Below are 26740 nucleotides of genomic sequence, written 5' to 3'. Positions count from 1 at the left end.
GTTACTGGAATGTGACGGAGCGGTAACATCGCGGTTTTGTTGCGTGGCGATCTGGCCAGCGACAGTGGCTGGCCAGATTTTTTGCCATCAGATCAAACCAGTTCGAGCCAGATCGGCGCATGATCAGACGGTTTTTCCATCCCGCGCAGATCGTAATCCACACCTGCGGCCTTGATTCTTGGTTGCAGGCCATGGGACGCCATGATCAGGTCGATGCGCAACCCGCGCTTGGGCTCATCCTCGAATCCGCGGCTGCGGTAGTCGAACCAGCTGAACTGATCAATCACTTCGGGGTAAAGATGGCGGAAGCTGTCAACCAGACCCCAGGCTTTAAGGCGTTCCATCCACTCGCGTTCTTCCGGGAGGAAACTGCATTTGCCGGTTTTCAGCCAGCGCTTGGCGTTGTCCGGGCCGATGCCGATGTCGCTATCCTGCGGCGAGATATTCACGTCGCCCATCACCACCAGTGGCTGGTCGTTGCTGAAGCGGGTTTCCAGCAAGGTTTGCAGATCATTGTAGAAGCGCTGTTTGGCCGGGAATTTGGTCGGGTGATCGCGGCTTTCACCTTGTGGGAAATAGCCATTCATGATGGTCACCGGCTGGCCGTTGTTGTCCGCGAAGGTCCCCCAGATGAAACGCTTTTGCGATTCTTCATCATCGGTGTCGAAACCCTTGTGCAGGGCCAGCGGCATCTTGCGGGACAACAGGGCGACGCCGTAATGGCCTTTCTGCCCGTGGAAATGCACGTGATAACCCAGCGCCTCAATGTCGGCTTGAGGGAATTGTTCGTCCGAGACTTTGGTTTCCTGCAGGCCGATAACGTCTGGCTGATGCTTTTCAATCAGCGCCGCCAGCTGATGAGGTCGGGCGCGCAGACCGTTTATGTTGAACGAGACGATTTTCATGTGACGGCAGTCCTGACAAAAACAAAAAGCGATGCTAGCCCACCTGTAAGTTCTCGGCCAGTGTACTGTCGGCCGCAACCCCAATATAAGCCGACTGCTACGCTCAAGGCCGCATGCGAAGGTTTATCGCAACTTTCGGCACAGGCCGGGACTCGAAGCCTGAGCATCACCAAAACGCTGCCGTTCGAGCAGCTGCGTCACTATGAGGTTAATTTTCATGCCTGAATCGTCTGCCATCGTGGCCGAAGTCCGCCAGCTCGACAGCGGTTATTCCCGGGAAACGCGTTCGCTGCTGTATCACGCGTATCGCCACGAGCCTAGTTTTGCTTACCTGTTCAACTCCCAGCGGGCCGGGTTTGATCAGCGGGTGAGGGCGACGGTTCGCGAACTCGTCAAGCAGCACTTTCTGCAGGATCTGCCTGCGCTGGGACTCTTTGTCGAAGACCGTCTGGTGGGTGCCGCACTGATTGCGCCGCCGCAGCGTCGACTGGGCATTACCGAAAGCTGGGCCTGGCGTTTGCGCATGGTCTTGAGCACCGGTTTCAACTGCACCAAGCGTTATCTGGAGTATTACAACGCGGTGCTGGCCTGCCTGCCATCTGAGTCGGTGCACGTCTTGCCGCTGCTGGGCATCCATCCCGAGTTCCAGGGCAAACACTTGGGCGAACAGTTGTTGCACGCGTTGCACGATTGGTGCGCGGTGGACGAAAACTCACAAGGAATCGTCGTTGATACTGGGAATCCTCGTTACCTTGAGTTCTATAAGCGACAGGGCTACGAGGAAATCGGCGAAGTGGCTGTAGGACCGATCCGAGAGCACGTGTTTTTCCATCCTAATCCGCAGGTTTCACTCAAAGCCATGGCGTAAGGGTATGAAATTTATACCTTTCGGTGAGTTTTAGTGGCGCCTGTCGCACGTGTTAGCATTCGCGCCTATGAAGCCTTTTGTAAAAATAATCAGCGGTTTATTTCTTGTTTTCACCAGCGCCGCGGCCTCGGCTGCCGCGCAACTCGATGTGAAAATCACCCCCGCCAATTCTGAACTCAAAGCCAATATTGAAGGCTACGTGGGCAGCCCGGGCGAGCGCGATCAGGAAAGTCTTGAACACTTCAGCATCGGCGCCCTGGAGCAGGCGCAACGAGCTTCGCAGGCGCTGGGTTATTATCAGGCGCGCGTCGACAGCGAAGTGGTCACAGGCAAAAACGGCACCTTGCAGCTGGTGATCAATGTTCAAGCTGGCGAGCCGATCCACCTGCGCAATGTCACCGTGCGGGTCGACGGCCCGGCTGCTTCTCTCAAAGCGTTTCGCATCCCCGAAAGCGCCGCCCTGAAAAGCGGCGCCGTCCTCAATCATGGCCATTACGAAGATGCCAAGCGGCTGATTCTGAATCAGGCCTCGCGTTATGGTTTTTTCTCCGGTCGTTTTACGCAGCAGCGCCTGTCGGTCGACCCGGCGGCGGGTGTGGCGGACATTGATCTGGTCTATGACAGCGGCCCGCGCTACTCCCTTGGCAAAGTCAGTTTCAGTGGCGATGCGCCCTTCGACGATGATTTGCTCAGGCGTATGGTGCCATTCAAGGAAGGCACGCCCTACGATTCGGAGCTGATTGCCGAGCTGAATCAGGCCATGCAAGCCAGTGGCTATTTTGAAGGTGTCCGGGTGGACGCGGCTCCCACTGCGGCCGTCGGGCAGAGCATCCCGGTGACGGTCGCGCTGGATACCCGCAAGCCCCGCACCATGGGACTCGGCCTGGGTTATTCCACGGACGTCGGGCCGCGTGGCAAGGCCAACTGGACGCGCCATTGGGTCAATCCGCAGGGGCACAGTTATGGCATCGAATCAGAGCTGTCGGCGCCGCGCCAGAACGTCGGCCTCTGGTATGACATTCCCCTGGATCCGCCGCTGACCGACAAGCTGCGTTATGCCGGCGGCTATCAATATGAGGAGATCGCCGGCACTGACTCGTTGAGCAAACTGCTGACGGTCGGTCCGGAATGGCACAGCAGGTTGCCCAGCGGCTGGGAGCGCGTGATTTCGTTGAAATGGCAGCGCGAGGAATACCGTCTTGGCGACGACTCCGGGCTGAGCACCTTGCTGATGCCGGGCATCAGCTATTCCTTCCTGCGCAGCGACAACCGGATCGATCCGCACAACGGCTATCGCTTGCAGTTTGATGCACAGGTCGCCAAGGAGGGGTTGATGTCCGACTCAAACCTGCTGCATGGCAATGTGCTGCTTAAAGGGTTGACGACGTTGGGGCAGAACCATCGCCTGTTGGGTCGGGTGCAGTTTGGCGGCAACGCCACCAATGGCTATAAGTCGATCCCGCCGTCCCTGCGTTTCTTCGCCGGTGGCGATCAGAGCGTGCGCGGCTATGACTATCAGACCCTTTCGCCGGAGAATTCCGACGGCGACCGCATCGGTGGGCGCTACATGGTGGCCGGGAGCGTGGAGTATCAATATTCAATCGCCGAAAAATGGCGCGTGGCGACCTTTGTCGACCAGGGCAATTCGTTTAACACCTTGAATCTGCCCAGCCTCAAGACCGGCGTGGGCATTGGCGTGCGCTGGGTGTCTCCAGTGGGCCCGTTGCGTCTGGATCTGGCTCACGCGCTGGACGACGACGGCGGCATTCGCCTGCATTTCTCCATGGGGCCGGAACTGTGAAGACTCTAACCTGGCAGCGCTCGCTGAAGATTGTCGGCCTGAGCGTGGTCGCCCTATTGCTGTTGGTCGTTGCCGGGCTCTGGTTACTGCTTGGAACCCAGGCGGGCAGCCGTTGGGCGCTGCAGCAGGTGCCGGGTCTTCAGGTGGATCACTTCAATGGCACGCTCGGCGGACGCTGGAGCGCCGACCGTCTGGTCTGGCAACAAGCCGAAACCAAGGCCGAGCTTGACGCCCCGGTGTTTGCCTGGTCACCAAGCTGCTTGCTGAAAATGACCCTGTGCGTTGATCAGTTCCAGGCCGAGCAAATCCGTCTGCAACTGGCCCCCGGCAGCGACGAAAGCAGTGGCGGGCCGATTACCTTGCCGGATCTCAAGCTTCCGCTGGCCGTTCGCCTGGGTGACGTGCGGATTGGCAGCCTGCAACTGGATGGCGCCGAGCAACTGCGTGACGTGCAGTTGGCGGCGCACTGGACCCAGGAAGGGCTGCGCATTGATAGCGTGCATCTGCAACGCGACGATCTGGTGCTGGACCTGGCTGGTTTGCTCAAGCCAGACGGCGATTGGCCTTTGACGGCCAGCGGGTTGCTGAAACTGCCTGCTCAGGACGACAAAGCCTGGGTGGTCAATCTGGATATCCAGGGCGACCTGCTGAAAACCCTTAAGCTGAATGCGATCAGCAGTGGTTATCTGCAAGCCCAACTGACGGGTGAGTTGCAGCCCCTTGTGGAAAATCTGCCAGCGCAACTGAGGATCACGTCAGATGCGTTCAAGGCCAGCGCGGCGCTGCCGGCCACCTTGCAGCTCAATCAATTGGTGCTGGATGCCCAAGGTGATCTCAAAGCTGGTTATCAGCTGGCTGGCACTGCCAGTTTACCGGCTGAACAAGGCCCGGTTGCGCTTGCGATCAAGGGCAGAGTCGATGCAAAAAGTGCTGATATCGACGCGCTGGACCTGAGCGCCAATCCGCAACAGCGCCTGAACCTGACCGGCAAACTGAACTGGGAACAAGGCTTGCGCGCCGACGCAAAAATCGCCTGGCTGGATTTCCCCTGGCATCGCCTGTATCCCGAAGTGGCTGAGCCGCAAGTGGCAATGCGCAAGTTCAATGGCGAAGTCTCCTACACCGACGGCAAGTATCTGGGCAATTTCAGCTCTGATCTGGACGGCCCTGCGGGGGCGTTCAGCCTGAGCAGCCCGTTCAGTGGCGACCTTACCCAGGTCTTTCTTCCGCAGCTGGAAATGGTTGCGGGGCAGGGCAAGGCCAGCGGTCATTTGAATCTGCAATTTGCCGACGGCATTGGCTGGGATACGGCGCTGGACCTGAGTGCACTTGATCCTTCCTACTGGCTGGCGCAGATGCCCGGAACCCTGGCAGGTCCGCTGCGCAGCAAAGGCCAGTTCAAGAACGAACAATTGAGTCTGAGTGCCGATCTTGATCTCAAGGGTCGTTTGCGAGGACAACCGGCGGTGCTGCAAGCCAAGGCGGACGGCAGTGGCGACAAATGGAATGTCAGCGCTCTGGATATTCGTCTTGGCGACAATCGTGTTCAGGGCAGCGGCAGTATGCAGCAGCGTCTGCTCGGTCAGCTGGATTTGAACCTGCCGCGTCTGGGTCAGCTTTGGCCGGGGCTGCAAGGACAAGTCAAGGGTCGCCTGGATCTGGCGGGTACAGTGCAAGCGCCCCAAGGCGTGCTGGCACTGCAAGGTGCGCAGTTGGCGTTTCAGGACAATCGCCTGCAAAGCCTGACCTTGAACGGCAAGCTCGACAACGCTCAGCGGGCGGTTATTGACCTTAAAAGCAGCGGCATTCAGGCGGGCGACACCCCGCTGGGAACACTGGTTCTGGCTGGCCAGGGCGATATCAAGCGTCAGCAGTTGAAAATCGATTTACAGGGACCATTGCTCAAGCTGGCACTGGCTATGGACGGCAATCTGGACAAAGGCAACTGGCGTGGTCGGTTGGCAAGCGGCACGCTGCAGAGTGGCGGTCAGAACTGGCGTCTGCAGCAACCTGCCAGGCTCGAACGACTGGCCGATGGCAAAATCAATTTCGGCGCGCACTGCTGGCTTTCCGGGCCTGCCAGTCTGTGCGGCGAAGACCAGCGCCTGATGCCGGAACCGCGCCTGCGCTACCACCTCAAAAACTTCCCCCTCGACAGCCTGGCGCAATGGATGCCCAAGGATTTCGCCTGGAAAGGTTCGCTCAACGCCGATGTTCAACTCGACGTGCCTGCTGCCGGCCCCAATGGCCAGATCATCGTCAATGCCAACGGCGGTACGTTGCGCGTGCGGGATAAACAGCAATGGCTGGATTTCCCTTACGAAAGTCTGGTGCTGAACAGCACGCTGACACCTAAGCTCATCGACAGTCGCCTGGATTTTCGCGGTGGCAAACTCGGCACATTGCTGCTCAACGCCAAGATCGATCCGCTGGCCGAGAACAAGACGCTCAGTGGTGATTTCAGCCTCAGCGGCCTGGATATTTCGATTGCCCGACCTTTCCTGCCCATGGTGCAAAAGCTCACTGGACGACTTAACGGCACTGGCCGCCTGTCTGGGGGGCTGCTGGCGCCGCAGGTCAACGGCAATGTGATGTTGAGCGGGGGCGAGATTTCCGGGCCGGAGTTACCCATTAGCCTGCAGGATCTGCAGATCAAGGCGCTGATTGCCGGGGAAAGCATTCAGCTTCAGGGTGGCTGGAAAAGTGGTGCGGCGGGGCAAGGCAGTCTGGACTGTCAAGTCAGCTGGGGACAGGCGCTGCGGGTGGATTTGAACCTGAAAGGCTCGCACCTGCCGATTACCGTCGAACCTTATGCGACGCTGGAAGCTGCGCCTGATCTGAAAATATCCATGCACGGCGATCGGCTTGGTGTTTCCGGCAAAGTGCTGATTCCCAAGGGAGTGATTACGGTGCGTGAGCTGCCGCCTTCCACCGTGAAATTGTCCGGCGACACTGTGATCGTCGGGCATCAGACCGAACAAGGTGCGCCGCCCATGGCGATTGCGATGGATGTCGATGTCCAGGTTGGGCAAGAAAAATTGAGCTTCACCGGTTTCGGCCTCACCGCCGATCTGGTCGGCCAGGTACACATCGGCGACAACCTCGATACTCGCGGCGAACTTAACCTGAAAAACGGTCGCTATCGCGCCTATGGTCAACGACTGACAATCCGCAAGGCGCGGCTGCTGTTTGCCGGGCCCGCTGACCAGCCTTATCTGGATGTCGAGGCGATACGTCAGACCGACGATGTGATTGCCGGCATCCGCCTGTCCGGCAGTGCTGAACAGCCCACCACCACGGTGTTTTCTGAACCGGCCATGAGTCAGGAGCAGGCGTTGTCTTATCTGGTGCTGGGCAGGCCACTGAACAATACCGGCGAAGACAGCAACATGATGGCCCAGGCCGCGTTGGCCCTGGGGCTGGCCGGCAGCGAATCCACTACCGGCAAGTTGGCGAACAATCTGGGGATCAAGGATTTCGAACTGGACACCCAAGGCAGCGGCGACAAGACCAACGTTGTCGCCAGCGGCAAGATCACCGAGAAACTGAGTCTGCGTTATGGCGTTGGCGTATTCGAACCGGCCAATACCATTGCGTTGCGTTACATGCTCAGCAAGAGGGTGTATCTGGAAGCCGCCAGCGGCATCGCCAGTTCGCTGGATATCTTTTATAAGCGGGATTTTTGAGGTCAGTTCGCTTCGTCCCACATTATGTTCGGTGCTTGCAGCAGGACCGCGCTGTTTCAGCAACGCAGCGAAATACCCAATAAAACTTCAATCAGCCATTCACCAACTTCAACGAAGCCTCGCCATACCGCTGCCCGGCAATCGCCTCAACCGGAAACAAATCCCGCAACGCTTTCAATTCCCCGGCGCTGAGTTTGATATCCAGTGCCGCGACGTTCTCTTCCAGGTATTTGCGTTGCTTGGTGCCTGGAATCGGCACGATGTCGTCGCCTTGTGCCAATACCCAGGCCAACGCCAGTTGTCCGGCGGTCACGCCCTTGTCGGCGGCGAGTTTCTGGACCTTTTCGACCAGAAGCAGATTCCTGGCGAAGTTCTCACTCTGAAAGCGCGGCGCGCTGCGGCGATAGTCATCTGCGGCAAAGTCGTCCGGGCTTTTCAACGTGCCGGTCAGGAATCCTCGGCCCAGCGGGCTGTAAGGCACAAAGGCGATGCCCAGACGGCGGCAGGCTTCAAGGCTGCCGTTTTCCTCGGGATCGCGGCTCCACAATGAATACTCGGTTTGCAGCGCGGTAATCGGATGGACCTTGTGCGCGCGTTCCAGGGTTTCTGCGGACGCCTCGCTCAAGCCCAGATAACGGACTTTGCCGGCCTTGACCAGTTCGGCCATGGCCCCCACCGATTCTTCAACCGGGACTTGCGGGTCGATGCGGTGCTGATAGTAGAGGTCGAGGGTTTCGATGTTCAGCCGCTTCAGGGTGCCATCGATGGCGCTGCGAATATATTCAGGGCTGCCATTCAGGCCACGAGCAGTGGGGTCATTGGCGTCGCGGACGAAACCGAACTTGCTGGCCAGGAACACTTGATCGCGCTTGCCTTGCAAGGCTTCACCGAGCAGTTCTTCGTTAGTGTGTGGCCCGTACATATCGGCGGTATCGAGCAAGGTGACGCCGAGCTCCAAGGCACGATGCAGCGTTGCAATCGATTCCTTGCGGTCACTGCCGGTGGTGTAGAAATCGGTCATGCCCATGCAGCCAAGACCGATGGCGGAAACGCGTGGACCATTACGGCCCAATTGACGGGTTTGCATTGATGAACTCCTGTCGTTGAAAGTGGCGACAGTTTTACTCCTCGACAAAATCTGGATAAACCCGCTAAAAGTGCTTTCACTGTTTAGAAAATCTAAATAATTAAGCGCCAAGGGTTTTGCAATGGATCGATTCAACGCCATGCGCGTGTTTACCCGCATCGTCGAACTTGGCGGCTTTGCCAAGGCCGCCGACAGCCTGCACATGCCTAGAGCCTCGGTGACCATCCTGATCAAGCAGCTGGAAGCGCATCTGGGCGTGCAGTTGTTGCAGCGCACGACCCGGCAAGTCAGCCCGACGCTGGACGGTCAGGCTTACTATCAGCGCTGTGTCAGTCTGCTGACTGATCTGGACGAGGCCGAAGCTGTTTTTTCTTCTGCCAGCATCGCGCCCAAGGGAGTATTGCGCATCGATATTCCGGTGGGATTCGGGCGGATGATCTTGATCCCCGCGTTGCCGCAATTCAGTGCCCGCTATCCAATGATCGAGCTGGAGATCGGCATGAGTGACCGCCCGGTGGATCTGATTCGCGAAGGGGTCGATTGCGTGCTGCGCGCCGGGCCGCCACGGGATGATTCGCTGGTGGCGCGGCCGCTGACCCGCATGGTTCAGGTGACCTGCGCCAGTCGCCGCTATCTGGAGCAATACGGCACGCCGCAGACCCTGGCGGATCTGCCGCGCCACAAGGTTATCGAATACTTCTCTGCCAGCTCCAACAAGCGTTACGGCCTGGAGTTCATGATCGATGGACAGGTGAAGGATTTCAGCCTGCCCAAGGCGATGTCGATCAACAGTGCCGATGGTTATCTGGCGGCGTGCGAAGCGGGCTACGGGCTGGTGCAGACGCCGTATTACCATATCGCCGAGCAGTTACGTCGCGGGACCTTGCTGGAGGTGCTCAAGATCTACCGGCCACCGGCGATGGCGCTGCTCGCGCTTTACCCGCCGCATCGGCAGATGTCGCGCCGGGTGAGGGTCTTTGTCGATTGGCTGGTGGAGTTGTGCGCGCGCACGGAACTGCTCGAAAAACTCAATGGGTGAAGCAAATTCAGCCGCATCCGATCTAGGTCGCGGGGCGCTTTCGTGGTTAACTTCCGGCTCTTCCCAAACCCTGGAAAAAGGACTCAGTTCATGGCTCAAGTGACTCGTAGAGGCAACCCTGTCCAAATCAACGGTGACCTGCCAGCAGTTGGCAGTGCTGCTCCGGCGTTCACGTTGGTCGGTGGTGACCTGGCCGATGTGACCCTGGCTGACTTTGCCGGCAAGCGCAAAGTGCTGAACATCTTCCCAAGTGTCGATACCCCGACCTGCGCGACTTCCGTGCGCAAATTCAACGCCCAGGCCAACGACCTGACCAACGCCGTGGTGTTGTGCATCTCCGCTGATCTGCCATTCGCGCAGGCGCGGTTCTGCGGTGCCGAAGGCCTGGAAAACGTCAAGAACCTGTCCACCATGCGTGGCACCGAGTTCATGAAGAACTATGGTGTCGAGATCGCCGATGGCCCGATGCAGGGCCTGACCACTCGCGCCGTTGTGGTGCTTGATGAAAACGACAAAGTACTGCACAGCGAACTGGTTCCGGAAATCGGTCAGGAACCTGATTATGACGCTGCGTTGTCCGTATTGAAGTAATACCCGGCAACACTTGGACGGCCTGAACCTGCTCAGGCCGTTTTTATTTATGCTTCAGGTGTTTAACAGAAGTAACGCCAACGTAAATTGCCGGTAAAGGCGCTTTGCTTACCGTCCGTCTGTGCTTATTGTTCAACTCCTGAAGAAGCCCCATCCGCATTGGTTGATTATTCATGCAATTGTCTGGTTCCCGTAGTTCCCGCCGCTGGCTGATCAGTCTGCTTGTCCTGTTGGTGATCATCGGCCTGTGCTGGTGGTTCTGGCCGTCCTCTGCCGCCAATAAGGATGCTGGCAAAGGTTCTGGCGCCAGCAGATCAGCCAGTGCGGCGAAGGCGAGCCCGGCGCGACCTGGCTTTGGCGGCGCGACCGGGCCCGTTCCGGTGCGTGTAGCGCCTGCGGTGCTCGGGGATTTCCCGATCTACTACAAAGCGTTGGGCACCGTGACGGCGATGAACACCATCAATGTGCGCAGCCGGGTCGCTGGGGAATTGGTCAAGCTCAACTTCCAGGAAGGCCAGATGGTCAAGGTTGGCGATTTGCTGGCCGAGATTGACCCGCGCAGTTACCAGATCGCTTTGCAGCAGGCCGAAGGTACGCTGGCCACCAACCAGGCATTGTTGAAAAACGCCCAGCTTGATGTGCAACGTTATCGCGGGCTGTACGCCGAAGACAGTATCGCCAAGCAGACGCTGGACACCGCCGAGTCGCTGGTGAATCAGTATCAGGGCACGATCAAGACCAATCAGGCAGCGGTGGGCGACGCCAAGCTCAATCTGGACTTCACCCGCATTCGGGCACCGATTGCCGGCCGCACCGGGCTCAAGCAACTGGACGTCGGCAACCTCGTGGCCGCCAATGACACCACTGCGCTGGTGATCATTACCCAGACCAAGCCGATCACAGTGAATTTCACCTTGCCGGAGAAGGACCTGTCGGCGGTCATTGCGCGTTATCGCAGCGGCGACAAGCTGCCCGTGGAAGCCTGGGATCGCGGCGATGTGAAGCTGCAGGCCAACGGCGTTCTCGCCAGTCTCGACAACCAGATCGATGTCGCCACCGGCACCCTGAAATTCAAGGCGCGTTTCGAGAACCAGGACGAAGTGCTGTTCCCCAATCAGTTCGTCAATGTGCGCCTGCGCGCCGACACCCTGAAGCAAGCAGTGCTGGTGCCGACCGCAGCGGTGCAGTTCGGAACCAATGGCACCTTTGTCTATGTCATGGACGGCGACAAGAAGGTCAAGGTGCGCGGCCTCAAGACCGGCCCGAGCGACGAGCAGTCAACCGTGATCAATGAAGGTCTGGCCGCCGGTGATCGGGTAGTGCTGGAAGGCACTGACCGCTTGCGCGACGGCAGCGACGTCGAAATCGTCAATGACAGTAAGGATGTGCCAAGCACTCCAGGCCAGCAGTTGCAAGGCAAGCCATCGAAGGAATCCGGCGAATCGGCAGCGGCTGACAAGGCGGAAAAAGACCACGCATGAACATCTCACGGCTGTTCATCCTGCGCCCGGTAGCCACCACGCTCAGCATGCTGGCGCTGGTGCTGGCCGGTTTGATTGCCTACAAATTGCTGCCGGTTTCGGCCTTGCCGCAGGTGGATTATCCGACCATCCGCGTCATGACCCTGTATCCGGGGGCGAGTCCTCAAGTGATGACCAGCGCGGTCACTGCGCCGCTTGAACGTCAGTTCGGGCAGATGCCGGGCTTGACCCAGATGGCGTCGACCAGCTCTGGCGGCGCATCGGTCATCACCCTGCGCTTCAGCCTTGAAATCAACATGGACGTCGCCGAGCAGGAAGTGCAGGCGGCGATCAACGGCGCGACCAATCTGCTGCCGACCGATCTGCCCGCGCCGCCGGTGTACAACAAGGTCAACCCGGCCGATACGCCGGTGCTGACCCTGGCGATCACCTCCAAAACCATGCTGTTGCCCAAGCTCAACGATCTGGTCGATACGCGCATGGCGCAGAAGATCGCGCAGATCAGCGGCGTCGGCATGGTCAGCATCGCCGGCGGTCAGCGTCAGGCGGTGCGCATCAAGGTCAATCCTGATGCCCTGGCGGCGGCTGGCTTGAATCTGGCTGATGTACGGACTCTGGTGGGTGCGTCCAACGTCAATCAGCCCAAGGGTAACTTCGATGGCCCGACCCGGGTGTCGATGCTCGACGCCAACGACCAGCTCAAGTCGCCCGAGGAATACGCCAATCTGATCCTCGCCTATAAAGACGGCGGTCCACTGCGTCTGAAAGATGTGGCGCAGATTGTCGACGGTGCGGAAAACGAGCGTCTGGCGGCCTGGGCTAATGAAAACCAGGCGGTACTGCTCAATATCCAGCGCCAGCCCGGCGCGAACGTGATCGAAGTGGTGGATCGCATCAAGGCCTTGTTGCCGAGCATCACCGATAACCTGCCGGCCGGTCTGGATGTCGTGGTTCTGACCGACCGCACGCAAACCATTCGCGCCTCGGTGACCGACGTGCAGCACGAGCTGTTGATCGCCATTGTGTTGGTGGTGTTGGTGACGTTCCTGTTCCTGCGCCGTTTCAGCGCGACGATCATTCCCTCGATTGCTGTGCCGCTGTCACTGGTCGGTACTTTTGGCGTGATGTATCTGGCCGGTTTCTCGGTCAACAACCTGACCTTGATGGCCATGACCATCGCTACCGGCTTTGTGGTCGACGATGCGATTGTGATGCTGGAGAACATTTCCCGGCATATCGAGGAGGGCGAGTCGCCGATGCAGGCGGCACTCAAGGGCGCGAAACAGATTGGCTTTACGCTGGTGTCCCTGACCATTTCGTTGATTGCGGTGCTGATCCCGTTGCTGTTCATGGCGGACGTGGTCGGGCGGCTGTTCCGTGAGTTCGCCATCACCCTGGCGGTGGCGATCCTGATTTCGCTGGTGGTGTCGCTAACCCTGACGCCGATGATGTGCGCGCGTCTGCTCAAGCGCGAACCCAAACCTGAAGAGCAAAGCCGTTTCTACCGCGCCAGCGGTGCCTGGCTGGACTGGTTGATCGAGGCTTACGGGCGCAAATTACGCTGGGTGCTTAAGCATCAGCCGCTGACCTTGCTGGTGGCCGTTGGGACCCTGGCGTTGACGGTATTTCTGTACATGATCGTGCCCAAAGGGTTTTTCCCGGTGCAGGACACTGGCGTGATTCAGGGTATTTCCGAAGCGCCGCAGTCGGTTTCATTCGCCGCCATGAGCGAGCGCCAGCAATCCCTGGCAAAAATCATTCTGCAGGATCCGGCTGTGGTCAGCCTGTCGTCGTATATCGGCGTCGACGGCGACAACACCACGCTCAACAGCGGGCGCTTCCTGATCAATCTCAAGTCGCATAACCAGCGGGATCTGGACGCAACGCAGATCATCCAGCGCTTGCAGCCGCAGCTCGACAAGCTGTCCGGGATTCGCCTGTTCATGCAGCCGGTGCAGGACTTGACCATCGAGGATCGCGTCAGCCGCACGCAGTATCAGTTCAGCATGTCGTCGCCGGACGCCGACATGCTTGCGCTGTGGAGCGGCAAGCTGGTCGACGCGCTGAGCAAACGCACCGAACTGACGGATGTCGCCAGCGACTTGCAGGACAAGGGGTTGCAGGTTTACCTGCTGATCGATCGCGATGCGGCCAGCCGTGTCGGGGTGACGGTGGCCAATATTACCGATGCGCTGTATGACGCCTTCGGCCAGCGGCAGATCTCGACGATTTACACCCAGGCCAGCCAGTACCGAGTGGTACTTCAGGCCGATTCGGCGGGCGAGCTGGGGCCGCAGGCGCTGGAGCAGATTCACGTCAAGACCACCGATGGCGTGCAGGTCAAACTGTCGAGTCTGGCGCGCATCGAGCAGCGCCAGGCACAACTGGCGATTACCCATTTGGGGCAATTCCCGGCGGTGATGATGTCGTTCAACCTGGCGCCGGGCGTGGCTTTGGGGGCGGCGGTGGAGATCATCGAGCAAACCCAGCAGGACATTGGCATGCCGACCGGTGTGCAGACCGAGTTTCAAGGCGCGGCGCAGGCGTTTCAGGCGTCGTTATCCAGCACGCTGCTGTTGATTCTTGCAGCAGTGATCACGATGTACATCGTGCTGGGCGTGCTGTACGAAAGTTACATCCACCCGATCACCATTCTGTCCACGTTACCCTCGGCAGCGGTGGGCGCGCTGCTGGCGTTGCTGATCAGCGGCAATGATCTGGGCATGATCGCCATCATTGGCATCATTCTGTTGATCGGGATCGTCAAGAAGAACGCGATCATGATGATCGACTTCGCCCTCGACGCCGAGCGTAACCGGGGTGTGGATCCGGAAACGGCCATCTACGAAGCGGCGCTGTTGCGCTTCCGGCCGATCCTGATGACTACCATGGCGGCCCTGTTCGGCGCCGTGCCGCTGATGCTGGCGACCGGCTCCGGCGCTGAACTGCGTCAGCCGCTGGGTCTGGTGATGGTCGGCGGCTTGATGCTCAGCCAGGTGCTGACGCTGTTCACCACGCCAGTGATTTACCTGTACTTCGATCGATTGGGACGTCGTTTCGGTCGTTCGGAGAAGGCTGAGGTGGCGGGGTGATGCTCAGTCTCAAGCGGCAAGCCTTTAGCTACAAGCTTAAAGCACAAGGCTTATGCTCTTTTAGCTTGTGGCTTGCCGCTCGGAGCTTACGCCCATGAACCTCTCCGGCCCATTCATCCGCCGGCCGGTGGCGACCATGCTGCTGAGTCTGGCGATCATGTTGCTGGGTGGCGTCAGTTTTGGCCTGCTGCCGGTGGCGCCGCTGCCGAACATGGACTTCCCGGTGATCGTGGTGTCCGCCAGCCTGCCGGGCGCCAGCCCGGAAATCATGGCGTCCAGCGTGGCCACGCCACTGGAGCGGTCGCTGGGCACCATCGCCGGGGTCAACACCATGAGCAGCCGTTCGAGCCAGGGCTCGACACGGGTGATTCTGCAATTCGATCTGGATCGCGACATCAACGGTGCGGCGCGCGAGGTGCAGGCGGCAATCAATGCGTCGCGCAATCTGCTGCCCAGCGGTATGCGCAGCATGCCGACCTACAAGAAGGTCAACCCGTCCCAGGCGCCGATCATGGTCCTGGCGCTGACCTCTGATGTCCTGGAAAAAGGCCAGCTTTACGATCTTGCGTCGACCATCCTGTCGCAAAGCTTGTCTCAGGTTACCGGCGTCGGCGAGGTGCAGATTGGCGGCAGTTCGCTGCCCGCCGTGCGCGTTGAACTTGAGCCGCAATTGCTCAATCAGTACGGCGTTTCCCTCGACGAAGTGCGCACGACCATTACCGGCGCCAACGTGCGACGGCCCAAAGGTTCGGTGGAAACCGCCGAGAGCAACTGGCAAGTCCAGGCCAATGACCAGCTGGAAAAGGCCAAGGATTACGAGCCGCTGATCATTCGCTATCAGGATGGCGCGGCATTGCGGCTCAAGGATGTGGCCAAGGTCAGCGACGCCGTGGAAGATCGCTACAACGCCGGTTATTTCAACGACAAGGCCGCCGTGCTGCTGGTGATCAACCGCCAGGCCGGGGCGAATATCATCGAAACCGTGGCGCAGATTCGCGCGCAGCTGCCGGCGCTGGAAGCGGTGATGCCGGCCAGCGTCAAGCTCGAAGTGGCCCTGGACCGCTCGCCGGTCATCAAGGCCACGCTGCATGAAGCAGAAATGACCCTGCTGATCGCCGTAGTGCTGGTGATCCTGGTGGTGTTCCTGTTCCTTGGCAATTTCCGCGCATCACTGATTCCGACATTGGCGGTTCCGGTTTCATTGGTCGGCACCTTCGCGATCATGTACCTGTGCGGATTTTCCCTGAATAACCTGTCGCTGATGGCGCTGATTCTCGCCACGGGTCTGGTGGTGGATGACGCCATCGTCGTCCTGGAAAACATTTCCCGGCATATCGACAAGGGCGTTGCGCCGATGCAGGCGGCTTATCTGGGCGCCAAGGAAGTGGGCTTCACGTTGCTGTCGATGAACGTATCGCTGGTCGCGGTGTTCATTTCGATCCTGTTCATGGGCGGGCTGGTCGAAAGTCTGTTCCGCGAGTTCTCCATCACGCTGTCGGTGTCGATCATCGTTTCGCTGGTGGTGTCCCTGACCTTGACGCCGATGCTCTGCGCCCGCTGGCTCAAGCCGCATGTGTCTGGCGAAGAAAACGCCTTGCAACGCTGGAGCCAGCGCATCAACGACCGCATGGTCGATGGTTATGACCGCAGCCTGGGCTGGGTCCTGCGCCATCGCCGGCTGACGCTGCTCAGCCTGCTGATCACCATCGGCGTGAACATCGCGCTGTATGTGGTAGTGCCCAAGACGTTCCTGCCGACCCAGGATACCGGGCAGTTGATCGGCTTTGTGCGGGGCGACGATGGCCTGTCGTTTTCCGTCATGCAGCCCAAGATGGAAATATTCCGGCGCGCAGTGATGGCCGACCCGGCAGTCGATACCGTCGCCGGCTTCATCGGCGGCAACAACGGCACCAACAACGCTTTCATGATCGTGCGCCTGAAGAACATTCAGGAGCGCAAGATATCCGCAGAACAGGTCGTCGAGCGCCTGCGCAAAACAATGCCCAAGGTGCCGGGGGGCAGGGTGTTCCTGATGCCTGACCAGGATTTACAGCTGGGCGGCGGCCGCGAGCAGACCACTTCGCAATATCAGTACATTCTGCAAAGCGGCGATCTGGGCAGTCTGCGCGAGTGGTATCCGAAAGTGGTCGCGGCGCTCAAATCCTTGCCGGAACTGACCGCCATCGACGCCCGCGAAGGCCGCGGCGCGCAACAGGTGACCTTGCAAGTCGACCGAGACACCGCCAAGCACCTGGGCATCGACATGAACATGGTCACCTCGGTGCTCAATAACGCCTACAGCCAGCGCCAGGTGTCCACCATCTACGACAGCCTGAACCAGTATCAGGTAGTGATGGAGGTCAATCCGAAATACGCCCAGGACCCGGTCACCCTGGAGCAGGTTCAGGTGATTACCGCCGATGGTCAGCGTGTGCCGCTATCGAGCATTGCCCACTATGAACGCAGCCTCGAAAACGACCGGGTTTCCCATGAAGGGCAGTTCGCTTCGGACAGCGTGTCGTTCGACCTGGCCGAAGGGGTCAGCCTCGATAACGCCACCGTGGCGATCGAACGCGCAGTGGCGGCAGTGGGTTTGCCGTCAGATGTAATCGCGAAAATGGCCGGCACTGCTGACGCGTTCGCCGCGACCCAGAAGAGCCAGCCGTGGATGATTCTCGGCGCGTTGCTGGCGGTTTATCTGGTGCTCGGTATTCTTTATGAAAGCTACATTCACCCTTTGACGATTCTCTCCACGCTGCCGTCGGCAGGTGTCGGCGCGTTGCTCAGTATCTATGTGCTGGGCGGGCAGTTCAGTCTGATTTCCCTGCTCGGGTTATTCCTGCTGATCGGCGTGGTGAAGAAGAACGCGATCCTGATGATCGACCTGGCGCTGCAACTGGAACGTCACGGCGGGATGACGCCGCTGGAGTCGATCCGCAGTGCCTGCCTGCAACGTCTGCGGCCGATTCTGATGACGACCCTGGCGGCCATTCTCGGTGCGCTGCCGTTATTGCTGAGCAGTGCTGAAGGCGCGGAAATGCGCCGGCCGCTGGGCTTGACGATTATTGGCGGGCTGGTCGTCAGCCAGATCCTGACTCTTTACACCACCCCGGTGGTTTACCTTTACCTCGACCGTCTGCGCCACCGTTTCAACAAGTGGCGCGGCGTGCGCACCGATGCTGCTTTGGAAACTCCGCTATGACCGAACGCCAGAAAATCAAAGCCGTCAAACAATGGCCTGCGCGCAATGCCGCGCGTGGTCTGGGCCTGGGGCTGTGCGTTCTGCTCTTGAGTGCCTGCGCGGTCGGCCCGGATTATCACAAGCCTGAGATGGCGGCTCCGGTACAGTTCAAGGCCGCGCAGGGCTGGCGTCAGGCCACGCCAAGTGATTCGCTGGCCCGTGGCGCCTGGTGGGAGTTGTACGGGGACGCACAGCTCAACGGGCTGGTGGAAAAACTCAACAGTTCCAACCAGACCGTCGCCCAATATGAGGCGCAATACCGCCAGGCCAAGGCGTTGGTCCGCAGCTCACGGGGCGCGTTCTTTCCGACTCTCGACCTGACCACCAGTAAAAACCGCTCCAGCCAGGGCACCGGCAGCAGCAGTTCGAGCCTGAGCAGTTCCAGCAGCGGGATTCGCGATACCTACAACGCGCAACTGGGCGTCAGCTGGGAAGCCGACATCTGGGGCAAGCTGCGGCGCGGGCTGGAGGCTGATACGGCCAGCGCCCAGGCGAGCCTTGGCGATCTGGCCGCCATGCAGCTGAGCCTGCAATCGGAACTGGTGCAGAATTACCTGCAATTGCGCGTCATCGACGAACAAAAGCGTCTGCTTGAAGCCACGGTCGATGCGTACCAGCGTTCCTTGACCTTGACCCAAAACCAATACCGTGCGGGCATTTCCGGACGCGATGCGGTGGCGCAGGCGCAAACCCAGCTGAAAAGCACACAAGCCGATTTGATTGATCTGATGTGGCAACGCGCTCAGTTCGAGAACGCCATCGCCGTGCTGATGGGTCAGGCGCCAGCGGACTTCAATCTGGCGGCGAGCACGTCGATTCCGGCGCTACCAGCGATTCCGGTCGGCTTGCCTTCACAGTTGCTTGAGCGGCGGCCTGACATCGCGGCGGCCGAGCGTTCGGTCATGGCGGCCAACGCCAATATCGGCATCGCCAAGGCGGCTTATTATCCAGACCTGACCCTGAGCCTGAGTGGCGGCTACAGCAGCAGTACCTTCGCCAACTGGATCAGTCTGCCAAATCGCTTCTGGTCAGTTGGCCCGCAGTTGGCAATGACCCTGTTCGACGGCGGGCAACGCTCGGCTGAAGTCGATCGCACCGAAGCGGTCTACGATCAGACCGTGGCGCAGTATCGGCAAACGGTGCTGAACGGGTTCCAGGAGGTGGAAAACTACTTGGTGCAGCTCAAGGTCTACGAGGAAGAGGCGGGCGTGCGCGCCGAAGCATTGGCTGCGGCTCGTGATTCGTTGCGTTTGACCAGCAATCAGTACAAGGCCGGTCTGATCGGTTATCTGGACGTGGTCAATGTCCAGACCACCGCGCTGAGCAACGAACGCAGCGTGCTGACCTTGCTGCAAAGTCGCCTGATTGCCAGCGTGCAGTTGATCGCGGCACTGGGCGGCGGTTGGGAGTCTGACAGCGGCCTGAAACTGCAAGACTGACGGGTCACTGGCGTCAAGATTGCTTCGAAAGATGATGCTTGAGGCCTCGTATTCCGGGGCTTTGCGGGTTTTTCAGGCTAAGGTTCAGAGCGCGGGAAATTATTAATGGCTATGCGCCACATTTGCGACGACGGACCGCGACATTTGTCGGAAACTGCGTAGAATCCCGCGGCTCTGACTGGGCATGGATTAGCTCGTTGTTCTACGCCGCGAGCCGCTCATGTTGATTGGTCAATACACTCCTTCGCTAGTTCTGGTTTCCATCTTCGTTGCCATCCTTGCGTCCTACACCGCGCTGGATCTTGCCGGGCGCATTGCGACGTCCCAGGGTCGTGCTTTGCTGGCGTGGATCGGTGGTGGCGCGTTTTCCATGGGCATTGGCATCTGGGCCATGCATTTCATCGGGATGTTGGCGTTTCATCTGCCTATCGAACTGGCATTCGATCTGCCGATTACTCTGCTTTCGATGCTGATCGCCATCTTATCCTCCGGTTTTGCCCTGTGGTTGGTGAGCCAGCCTGCCTTGCCCCGGCTGCTGCTGGGGCTCGGGGCGTTGTTCATGGGCGCTGGCATCAGCGCGATGCACTACACCGGCATGGCCGCGCTGCGCATGCAGCCGGATATCACCTACGACGTCGTAACGGTCGTGACTTCGGTGCTGGTCGCCATTGCGGCATCGGCTGTGGCGCTGTGGATCGCAATGCGCCTGCGCCAGCAGACTGCCTATGCGCGCACGGTGCGATTGCTGGCAGCGCTGGTGATGGGCGGGGCTATCATCGGTATGCATTACATCGCCATGGCGGCGGCAAGTTTTGCCGACGGCAGCGTCTGCGGCGCACTGAATAATGGAATGCGCGCCGATGGCCTGGATTCACTGGTGCTGGTCACGGTTCTGGCGATATTGACTATCACGCTGCTGGTCTTGGTTCTGGATGCGCATTTGCGAACCCGCACGGCTGCGTTGTCCCAGTCACTCACCGAAGCCAATCGCGAACTGACGCATCTGGCGCTGCATGACACCTTGACCGGTTTACCGAATCGCGTGTTGCTGGCCGAAAAAATCGAACAGGCAATGCGCAAGGTAGACGCAGTAGGTGGTCGTTTTGCGCTGATGTTCATGGATCTGGACGGCTTCAAACCGGTCAACGATGCCTTCGGCCATCATGTGGGCGACCAGTTGTTGCGCGAAGTGGGCTTGCGTCTGCGTTCCAATCTGCATCGCCACGACACGCTGGCGCGCATTGGTGGCGATGAGTTCGTGTTGCTGGTCGAGCTGGATGACATTGCAGACGCGGCCAGGATCGCGGCGCGTCAGGTCAATGTCATCGCTCAGCCGTTCCGGGTCGCGGAGCAGGCCTTGCAGATCTCGGTCAGTATCGGGATCAGCCTTTATCCTGGAAGTGGTAATACGCAGCAGGAATTGCTGATGAACGCCGACGCCGCGATGTACCACGCCAAGCACTCGGGCAAGAATGGTTACACGTTCTTCGATGCCACCATGAACACCAATGCGCGCATTCAGCTTGAGCTGTTGCAGGATTTGCGCGCGGGCCTCAAGCAGAATGATTTTTGCCTGTATTACCAGCCCAAATTCGACGCCATCAGCGGTCTGCCGATTGGTGCTGAAGCGTTGTTGCGCTGGGCACATCCGCAAAAGGGCATTCTGTTGCCGGACACGTTCATCGGCCTCGCGGAAAAGACCGGTTTGATCATTCCCATTGGCGAATGGGTGCTGAACGAGGCCTGCCGGCAGATGCGCGTGTGGTTTGAGATGGGTTACACCCATTGGCGCGTGGCGGTTAACCTGTCTGCGCTGCAGTTCTGCCATGCCAATCTGGTGGATATCGTTGCTCAGGCCCTGAGGCGTCATCAACTGCCGCCTAACAGCCTGACCCTGGAAATCACGGAAACCACTGCCATGAACGACGCCGACGCCAGCATGATGGTGTTGCAACAGTTGTCGGACATGGGTGTCGACTTGTCCATCGACGACTTCGGCACGGGTTATTCAAGCCTGATGTACCTCAAGCGGTTGCCTGCCAACGAGCTTAAAATCGACCGTGGTTTTGTTCGGGATCTGGAGCACGACAGCGATGACGCGGCCATTGTCTCGGCCATCGTCGCCCTGGGTCAGGCGCTGAATCTGCGTATCGTGGCGGAAGGCGTCGAAACCGATCGGCAGCAGAATTTCCTGACCCGGCTAGGCTGTGATTCCTTGCAAGGATTCTTGCTGGGACATCCGCTGCCCGCTGCGCAGTTCATCGCCGATATCCACGCCGCCGAGGCGCGCAAGTTTCAGACGGTCCAGACTGAGAAGTAAGTGCGTCGCTGGTGGTGGCGTTTATGGTTGATCGCTGGCAGGATCATGGTTTGCCGCCTCCCTGCCGGGCTCGTCGGGGCAGCAGGCACTCACAATCGGTTTCTGAAACACGTCACGAGAAGATAATGGACAAAATTCTGCTCATCACTGGAGGTTCACGGGGTATCGGTGCCGCTACGGCCTTGCTTGCCGCCGCTCAGGGTTATCGAATCTGTATCAACTACCTGTCCGATCACACGGCTGCCGAACGGGTCTGCGGTCAGGTCCGGGAATTGGGCGCCCAGGCAATCACGGTTCAGGCCGATGTCAGCAATGAAGACGAAATCATCCGTCTGTTCAGTCGTATCGATGCTGATCTGGGGCGCGTCACGCATCTGGTCAACAATGCCGCAACCGTCGCCCATGCGTCTCGCGTCGAAGAGATGTCCGAGTTTCGCTTGCTGAAGATGATGATGAGTAACGTGGTCGGACCAATGCTGTGCAGCAAGCACGCGTTGTTGCGTATGTCGCCGCGCCATGGCGGCAAGGGCGGCAGCATCGTCAACGTCTCCTCGGCGGCGTCTCGCCTGGGTTCAGCCGGTGAATACGTTGACTACGCAGCTTCCAAGGGCGCACTGGACACCTTCACCATCGGGTTGTCCAAAGAAGTGGCGGGCGAGGGGATTCGGGTCAATGCAGTGCGGCCGGGTTATATCTTTACCGACTTTCACGCCTTGAGCGGCGACCCGTTTCGGGTCAGCAAGCTGGAGCCGGGGATTCCCATGGGCCGTGGCGGTGCGGCTGAAGAGGTCGCCGAAGCGATTGTCTGGCTGTTGTCGGAAAAAGCGTCGTATGCCACCGGAACTTTCATTGATCTGGCGGGTGGACGCTAAGCGGGCTCCGGTGCCACAAGCATCGAGCGCACGATCCGGCCCAGGGTTTCCATGGCCTTTTCCGCTGCGTCGTTCCACGGGCTGCCGTAGTTGAGGCGGATGCAATGCGCAAAGCGTTGGGTCGGGGAAAATATCGGTCCTGGCGCGATGCTGATGCCTTGGGCCAGTGCAATCCTGAATACCTGCAACGAGTCCACTGAGTCGGGTAACTCCAGCCAGAGAAAATAACCGCCTACTGGCTGGCTGACCCGGGTTTGCGCCGGGAAATAGCGACCGATGGCCGCGAGCATGGCGCGTTGCTGATCTTCCAGGGCGTAGCGCAGCTTGCGCAGATGACGGTCATAGCCCCCGTGTTCGAGATAATCGGCGATGGCCGCCTGTGCTGGCATCGAAGCGCACAGCGATGTCATCAATTTGAGTCGTTCGATTTTCTGCGCATAACGTCCTGCCGCTACCCAGCCGATTCTGTAACCCGGGGCAAGGCTCTTGGCAAACGATCCGCAATGCATCACCAGTCCATCGGTATCGAAAGCCTTGGCGGGTTTCGGCGCATGCGGCCCGTAATACAGCTCGGCGTACACGTCGTCTTCGATCAGTGGCACCTGATGCTCGCGCAGCAGCTCGACCAATTCGCGTTTGCGTGCCTCAGGCATCAAGGCGCCGCTGGGATTCTGGAAACTGGTCATGCACCAGACGGCCTTGACCGGATAGCGTTCCAGGGTTTGCGCCAGAATGCCCAGGTCGATGCCGTCCTGGGGATGCACCGGAATCTCTACCGCCTTGAGTTTCAAACGTTCCAGCACTTGCAGGCAGGCGTAGAACGCTGGCGCTTCGATTGCCACCAGATCGCCCGGCTCAGTGACGGCTTGCAGGCACAGGTTCAGCGCTTCCAGCGCTCCGTTGGTGATCAGCAGCTCTTCCATGGGCAGCATCAGGCCGCCGACCGTGCCGTTGACTAAATAGCGCAGGGCGATTTGCCGACGCAACTGCGGGTGCCCCGGCGACATGTCGGTGACGACCATGCGCGGGTCCATGTCCCGGCTGGCACTGGCCAGGGAGCGGGACAGGCGTTGCAGCGGAAATAGCAGCGGGCTGGGGAACGCCGATCCGAACGGCACGGTATTTGGGTCCTTGATAGAGTCCAGTACCGAGAACACCAGTTCGCTGACGTCCACCTCCGTGGATTCGCTGACCTGCGGCTCGCGGAGCGTCTGCGCCGGCTGCACGAGAACGCTGGGGTTAACGAAATAACCCGAGCGCGGCCTGGCGCGAATCAGGCCACGGCGCTCCAGCAGGTAATAGGCCTGGAACACTGTCGAGGGACTGATGCCGTGGGCCTGGCTGGCGTAACGCACCGACGGCACTCGCGCACCGGGCGCGAGGACGCCGCTGCGAATCAACTCGGCAATATCGTCGGCGTACTTCTCGTAGCGCTTCATGGTGTCTCGCGGGCTGGAGGGCGTGCAAAGCATACGCTACTCGATCAACGGTTCAGAGGTGCAACGAAGCGACTGGTCGCCAGGCTGCGGATTTCAGGCTGATCCTGATCGACCACCTCGAAGGCAATAGTCTGGGAGCTGCTGCCGGGTCGTTCGGCCAGCATTGCTACGGACACTGGCAAGTCGGTGATTTCCCCGGCGGCCAGGCTCAGGTCGGTCTTGCCATGCAGTTCGAAGCCCGGGCTGTCAGCGAGGGCCAGCCGGTAGTGCTGTGTGTGCTGGGTCTTGTTGATGATCTTCAGGCTATAGATATTCTCGATCTGGCCCTCGCTGTTTTCCCGAAACAGGCCGCGATCCTTACTGACGTCCAGGGACACCATGGGCCGTTCAATCAGTGCCAGGGCCAGGGCGCCGATCATCAGCAGCAGCACCGCGCAGTAACCCAGCAGACGCGGGCGCAGCAGATGGGTCGTGCCGCCTTCCAATTCCCGCTCGGAGGCATAACGTACCAGGCCGCGTTCGTAGCCCATTTTGTCCATGATCGAATCACAGGCGTCGATGCACGCTGCACAACCGATGCATTCCATTTGCAAGCCGTCGCGAATATCTATACCGGTGGGGCAGACCTGAACGCAGACCTGGCAGTCAATGCAGTCGCCCAGGCCCAATGCCGCCGGATCGGCTTCGCGCTTGCGCGGTCCGCGCTGTTCGCCGCGCGCCGGATCATAAGCAACGGTCAAGGTGTCCTGATCGAACATCACGCTCTGGAATCGCGCATACGGACACATATGCAGACACACCGCTTCGCGCAGCCAGCCGGCATTGATGTAGGTGGCCGCCGTAAAGAACACCACCCAGAACAGGCTGACACCGCCCATTTCCAGAGTCAGCAACTCCTCGGCAAGCGGGCGGATGGGCGTGAAATAGCCGACGAAGGTCAGGCCGGTCAGCACGCTGATCAGCAGCCACAACGTGTGTTTGGCCGAACGGCGCAGCAGTTTGTCGACGCCCCAGGGCGCGGCCTCAAGCTTGATACGCTGGTGACGTTCGCCTTCGGTGAGCTTTTCGCACCACATGAAAATCCACGTCCAGGAACTCTGTGGGCAGGTGTAACCACACCAGACCCGTCCCGCAAACACAGTGATAGCAAACAGTCCGAATGCACAAATGATCAGCAGCGCGGAGAGCAGGATGAAGTCCTGCGGCCAGAACGTGGCGCCGAATATATGAAACTTGCTCTCGGCCAGGTCCCACAAGACCGCCTGGCGATTGCCCCATTGCAGCCAGGCCGTGCCGAAGAACAGCAGGAAAAGCAGCCCGGTACCACTCAAACGCAGGGAGCGGAACAGGCCGGTAAAACTGCGGGTGTGGATCAGGCTGCCGGATGTTGGCCGGGATCTGGAACGAACCGGTTGGCCGGGCTCAATGCTCTGTACGGGGATTCTGTCGCTCATGCCAAGTACTCATCTGCCGCTAATCAGGTGACGAGACTATGCGCGCCGGTCTGTATTCAAAACAGATTCAGCTTGACGATAAAAAACCGTATCAGATGAGGTTTCGGGCAATGTTTACGGGATGCAAGCAAAGCGGCAGTCAGCGTGATCTGAGTCAATCCGTCGACTGCCGGGCTGTGCTGGATCAAACGACCGTCAGTGGATCCTCGGGGTCGCGGTCCACCGTGTGGTGGCGCAGATCCTTGGCCTTGTAGATGGTCAGCGCATCCGCTTCAGCCTCGGTAATGGGTACTTTTATCCCATCGATCTCGGCCTCGGACATATGTGTCGCATCATTGGTGGTGATCGCAATGTCGACCACCCGGCTGCTGCGCCGAACGCCGTCGATTTCTGCTGAACAGTGTTCGTTGGTGCTATCAAATTCCAGTGGCATGGTGAACTCCTTTGAAATGAGGCCTACTTGGTTTACGACCGCTTGCCGAGGGCAACGTTCTAAGCGGTGTGCCAGCACTCCGGGCTGGAGGCGCTGTCTATTTCAGACGTGGCACGTCCTCTGCAGGAGCGGGGCTGTGGTGTTCTATTTACTATTCGATGCAGGAGCTCCAATGGATCACCCGTGGTGGCACGAAGTCGGCGTCACGTTGCAACAGGAATTCTCCGATATCACCGATGCGTCTCAGCTGACCCGGGTTACGGTCAGGTTGTTGATCGCCGCGTTGCTGGGCGGGATTCTTGGTTTTGAACGTGAGCAGAAGGGCAAGGCTGCCGGGGTTCGCACGCATATGCTGGTGGCGATGGGGGCGGCGTTGTTTGTCCTGGCGCCGCGTCTGGCGGGGGCTGACGATGCGGCAATGAGCCGGGTTATCCAGGGCATTGTGGCCGGCATCGGTTTTCTCGGTGCGGGCACGATCCTCAAGGGACGCGAGCAGCAGACCGGTCAGGTCAAAGGGCTGACGACCGCCGCAGGTCTGTGGATGACCGCCGCGATTGGCATCGCGGCGGGAATGGGACGTGAAGCCACCGCAGTGCTGAGCACCATACTGGCCTGGGGCATTCTCAGTCTGATGCCGGCCATTGTGGCCCGGCTCGACCCACCCGAGGAAAATCGCGACAAGGACGATGGCTCGGAAAAACCCTGACTGCTGTCGTTCAGCGGTTTGCTCCGGGGGCTATTTACGCCGGGGCTTTTTGCTCTGGAAAATTACTCCGGGAAATCTTCGCCCAGAATCGCTGGCGGCTCTTCAGCTGGCGGATCGCCCATGGGCGTCGGGATCACCGGCGGCATGGTCGGCGGCGGATCTTCATCAGGCTTGGGTACCGGCAATGCAGGATCATCAATCATCGGATCGGGCGTTTCTGGCGGGATCGGAATGCTCATTGGCTTCACCTTGCTATTGGATGCGCTGTGGAGTGTGGCGTGCAGGA

The 26740-nt window shown here is 59.5% G+C and carries 18 protein-coding genes; 12 read left to right on the top strand and 6 right to left on the bottom strand.

Annotated features, from left to right (window positions below):
• Window positions 1–92: 92 nt before the first annotated feature.
• A complete protein-coding gene (xthA, locus tag ACP7E4_RS18880) occupies window positions 93–905 on the bottom strand; it encodes an exodeoxyribonuclease III (protein WP_426116894.1) in 813 nt (270 codons plus the stop codon).
• Window positions 906–1122: 217 nt separating this feature from the next.
• On the opposite strand from xthA, the gene ACP7E4_RS18875 reads away from it, so the two are divergent.
• From ACP7E4_RS18875 to ACP7E4_RS18865, 3 genes are all read left to right on the top strand, one after another.
• Window positions 1123–1773, top strand: coding sequence for a GNAT family N-acetyltransferase (locus ACP7E4_RS18875; protein ID WP_426116892.1), 651 nt, complete (start codon window positions 1123–1125; stop codon window positions 1771–1773).
• A gap of 67 nt (window positions 1774–1840) precedes the next feature.
• Complete coding sequence (locus ACP7E4_RS18870; protein WP_426116890.1) at window positions 1841–3574, top strand: autotransporter assembly complex protein TamA; 1734 nt, start codon at window positions 1841–1843, stop codon at window positions 3572–3574.
• Window positions 3571–7260 carry a translocation/assembly module TamB domain-containing protein gene (locus ACP7E4_RS18865; RefSeq protein ID WP_426116888.1) on the top strand — a complete coding sequence of 1230 codons (3690 nt, stop codon included), beginning with the start codon at window positions 3571–3573 and terminating at the stop codon, window positions 7258–7260. Before ACP7E4_RS18870 ends, ACP7E4_RS18865 begins: the two co-directional genes overlap by 4 nt.
• Window positions 7261–7351: 91 nt before the next feature.
• Here ACP7E4_RS18865 and ACP7E4_RS18860 read toward each other — a convergent pair whose 3' ends face one another.
• A complete protein-coding gene (locus ACP7E4_RS18860) occupies window positions 7352–8347 on the bottom strand; it encodes an aldo/keto reductase (protein ID WP_426116886.1) in 996 nt (331 codons plus the stop codon).
• 121 nt (window positions 8348–8468) lie between these two features.
• Here ACP7E4_RS18860 and ACP7E4_RS18855 point away from each other — a divergent pair, with 121 nt between their 5' ends.
• From ACP7E4_RS18855 to ACP7E4_RS18820, 8 genes are all read left to right on the top strand, one after another.
• Window positions 8469–9386 carry a LysR family transcriptional regulator gene (locus tag ACP7E4_RS18855; protein ID WP_426116884.1) on the top strand — a complete coding sequence of 306 codons (918 nt, stop codon included), beginning with the start codon at window positions 8469–8471 and terminating at the stop codon, window positions 9384–9386.
• Between the two features lie 90 nt (window positions 9387–9476).
• Window positions 9477–9977 carry a thiol peroxidase gene (gene tpx, locus ACP7E4_RS18850; RefSeq protein ID WP_426116882.1) on the top strand — a complete coding sequence of 167 codons (501 nt, stop codon included), beginning with the start codon at window positions 9477–9479 and terminating at the stop codon, window positions 9975–9977.
• Window positions 9978–10150: 173 nt separating this feature from the next.
• Window positions 10151–11458: an MdtA/MuxA family multidrug efflux RND transporter periplasmic adaptor subunit gene (locus ACP7E4_RS18845; RefSeq protein WP_426116880.1), complete on the top strand. Its 1308-nt coding sequence runs from the start codon at window positions 10151–10153 to the stop codon at window positions 11456–11458.
• Entirely contained in the window at window positions 11455–14550 is a 3096-nt protein-coding gene (locus ACP7E4_RS18840; RefSeq protein WP_426116878.1) for an MdtB/MuxB family multidrug efflux RND transporter permease subunit, read from the top strand. Before ACP7E4_RS18845 ends, ACP7E4_RS18840 begins: the two co-directional genes overlap by 4 nt.
• Before the next feature lie 94 nt (window positions 14551–14644).
• On the top strand, window positions 14645–17752 hold the full coding sequence (locus ACP7E4_RS18835) for an efflux RND transporter permease subunit (RefSeq protein WP_426116876.1): 3108 nt from the start codon (window positions 14645–14647) through the stop codon (window positions 17750–17752).
• Complete coding sequence (locus tag ACP7E4_RS18830; protein ID WP_426116874.1) at window positions 17749–19230, top strand: efflux transporter outer membrane subunit; 1482 nt, start codon at window positions 17749–17751, stop codon at window positions 19228–19230. The genes ACP7E4_RS18835 and ACP7E4_RS18830 overlap by 4 nt, the downstream gene beginning before the upstream one ends.
• Window positions 19231–19450: 220 nt before the next feature.
• Window positions 19451–21550: a putative bifunctional diguanylate cyclase/phosphodiesterase gene (locus ACP7E4_RS18825; protein ID WP_426116872.1), complete on the top strand. Its 2100-nt coding sequence runs from the start codon at window positions 19451–19453 to the stop codon at window positions 21548–21550.
• Window positions 21551–21675: 125 nt separating this feature from the next.
• Window positions 21676–22422 carry an SDR family oxidoreductase gene (locus ACP7E4_RS18820; RefSeq protein ID WP_426116870.1) on the top strand — a complete coding sequence of 249 codons (747 nt, stop codon included), beginning with the start codon at window positions 21676–21678 and terminating at the stop codon, window positions 22420–22422.
• On the opposite strand, the gene mapR is transcribed toward ACP7E4_RS18820, so the two are convergent.
• From mapR to ACP7E4_RS18805, 3 genes are all read right to left on the bottom strand, one after another.
• Entirely contained in the window at window positions 22419–23861 is a 1443-nt protein-coding gene (gene mapR / locus ACP7E4_RS18815) for a GntR family transcriptional regulator MpaR (RefSeq protein ID WP_426116868.1), read from the bottom strand. The two genes, ACP7E4_RS18820 and mapR, sit on opposite strands and share 4 nt — an antisense overlap.
• A gap of 44 nt (window positions 23862–23905) precedes the next feature.
• On the bottom strand, window positions 23906–25315 hold the full coding sequence (gene ccoG, locus ACP7E4_RS18810; RefSeq protein WP_426116866.1) for a cytochrome c oxidase accessory protein CcoG: 1410 nt from the start codon (window positions 25313–25315) through the stop codon (window positions 23906–23908).
• Window positions 25316–25499: 184 nt separating this feature from the next.
• Complete coding sequence (locus tag ACP7E4_RS18805; protein ID WP_426116864.1) at window positions 25500–25748, bottom strand: DUF3203 family protein; 249 nt, start codon at window positions 25746–25748, stop codon at window positions 25500–25502.
• A 172-nt stretch (window positions 25749–25920) separates the two neighbouring features.
• Here ACP7E4_RS18805 and ACP7E4_RS18800 point away from each other — a divergent pair, with 172 nt between their 5' ends.
• Window positions 25921–26454, top strand: coding sequence for an MgtC/SapB family protein (locus ACP7E4_RS18800; RefSeq protein WP_426116862.1), 534 nt, complete (start codon window positions 25921–25923; stop codon window positions 26452–26454).
• Between the two features lie 62 nt (window positions 26455–26516).
• Here ACP7E4_RS18800 and ACP7E4_RS18795 read toward each other — a convergent pair whose 3' ends face one another.
• Window positions 26517–26693 carry a hypothetical protein gene (locus tag ACP7E4_RS18795; protein WP_426116860.1) on the bottom strand — a complete coding sequence of 59 codons (177 nt, stop codon included), beginning with the start codon at window positions 26691–26693 and terminating at the stop codon, window positions 26517–26519.
• Between the last annotated feature and the right edge of the window lie 47 nt (window positions 26694–26740).

The sequence above is a fragment of the Pseudomonas sp. DSP3-2-3 genome (assembly GCF_049898225.1).
Classification (GTDB): Bacteria; Pseudomonadota; Gammaproteobacteria; order Pseudomonadales; family Pseudomonadaceae; genus Aquipseudomonas.
This window is presented reverse-complemented; position numbering and strand designations above follow the sequence as displayed.

Coding starts and splice junctions, on each gene's coding strand:
- xthA (WP_426116894.1), bottom strand. CDS start 905: ATGAAAATCGTCTCGTTCAACATAAACGGTCTGCGCGCCCGACCTCAT.
- ACP7E4_RS18875 (WP_426116892.1), top strand. CDS start 1,123: ATGCCTGAATCGTCTGCCATCGTGGCCGAAGTCCGCCAGCTCGACAGC.
- ACP7E4_RS18870 (WP_426116890.1), top strand. CDS start 1,841: ATGAAGCCTTTTGTAAAAATAATCAGCGGTTTATTTCTTGTTTTCACC.
- ACP7E4_RS18860 (WP_426116886.1), bottom strand. CDS start 8,347: ATGCAAACCCGTCAATTGGGCCGTAATGGTCCACGCGTTTCCGCCATC.
- ACP7E4_RS18855 (WP_426116884.1), top strand. CDS start 8,469: ATGGATCGATTCAACGCCATGCGCGTGTTTACCCGCATCGTCGAACTT.
- tpx (WP_426116882.1), top strand. CDS start 9,477: ATGGCTCAAGTGACTCGTAGAGGCAACCCTGTCCAAATCAACGGTGAC.
- ACP7E4_RS18845 (WP_426116880.1), top strand. CDS start 10,151: ATGCAATTGTCTGGTTCCCGTAGTTCCCGCCGCTGGCTGATCAGTCTG.
- ACP7E4_RS18840 (WP_426116878.1), top strand. CDS start 11,455: ATGAACATCTCACGGCTGTTCATCCTGCGCCCGGTAGCCACCACGCTC.
- ACP7E4_RS18835 (WP_426116876.1), top strand. CDS start 14,645: ATGAACCTCTCCGGCCCATTCATCCGCCGGCCGGTGGCGACCATGCTG.
- ACP7E4_RS18830 (WP_426116874.1), top strand. CDS start 17,749: ATGACCGAACGCCAGAAAATCAAAGCCGTCAAACAATGGCCTGCGCGC.
- ACP7E4_RS18825 (WP_426116872.1), top strand. CDS start 19,451: ATGTTGATTGGTCAATACACTCCTTCGCTAGTTCTGGTTTCCATCTTC.
- ACP7E4_RS18820 (WP_426116870.1), top strand. CDS start 21,676: ATGGACAAAATTCTGCTCATCACTGGAGGTTCACGGGGTATCGGTGCC.
- mapR (WP_426116868.1), bottom strand. CDS start 23,861: ATGAAGCGCTACGAGAAGTACGCCGACGATATTGCCGAGTTGATTCGC.
- ccoG (WP_426116866.1), bottom strand. CDS start 25,315: ATGAGCGACAGAATCCCCGTACAGAGCATTGAGCCCGGCCAACCGGTT.
- ACP7E4_RS18805 (WP_426116864.1), bottom strand. CDS start 25,748: ATGCCACTGGAATTTGATAGCACCAACGAACACTGTTCAGCAGAAATC.
- ACP7E4_RS18800 (WP_426116862.1), top strand. CDS start 25,921: ATGGATCACCCGTGGTGGCACGAAGTCGGCGTCACGTTGCAACAGGAA.
- ACP7E4_RS18795 (WP_426116860.1), bottom strand. CDS start 26,693: ATGAGCATTCCGATCCCGCCAGAAACGCCCGATCCGATGATTGATGAT.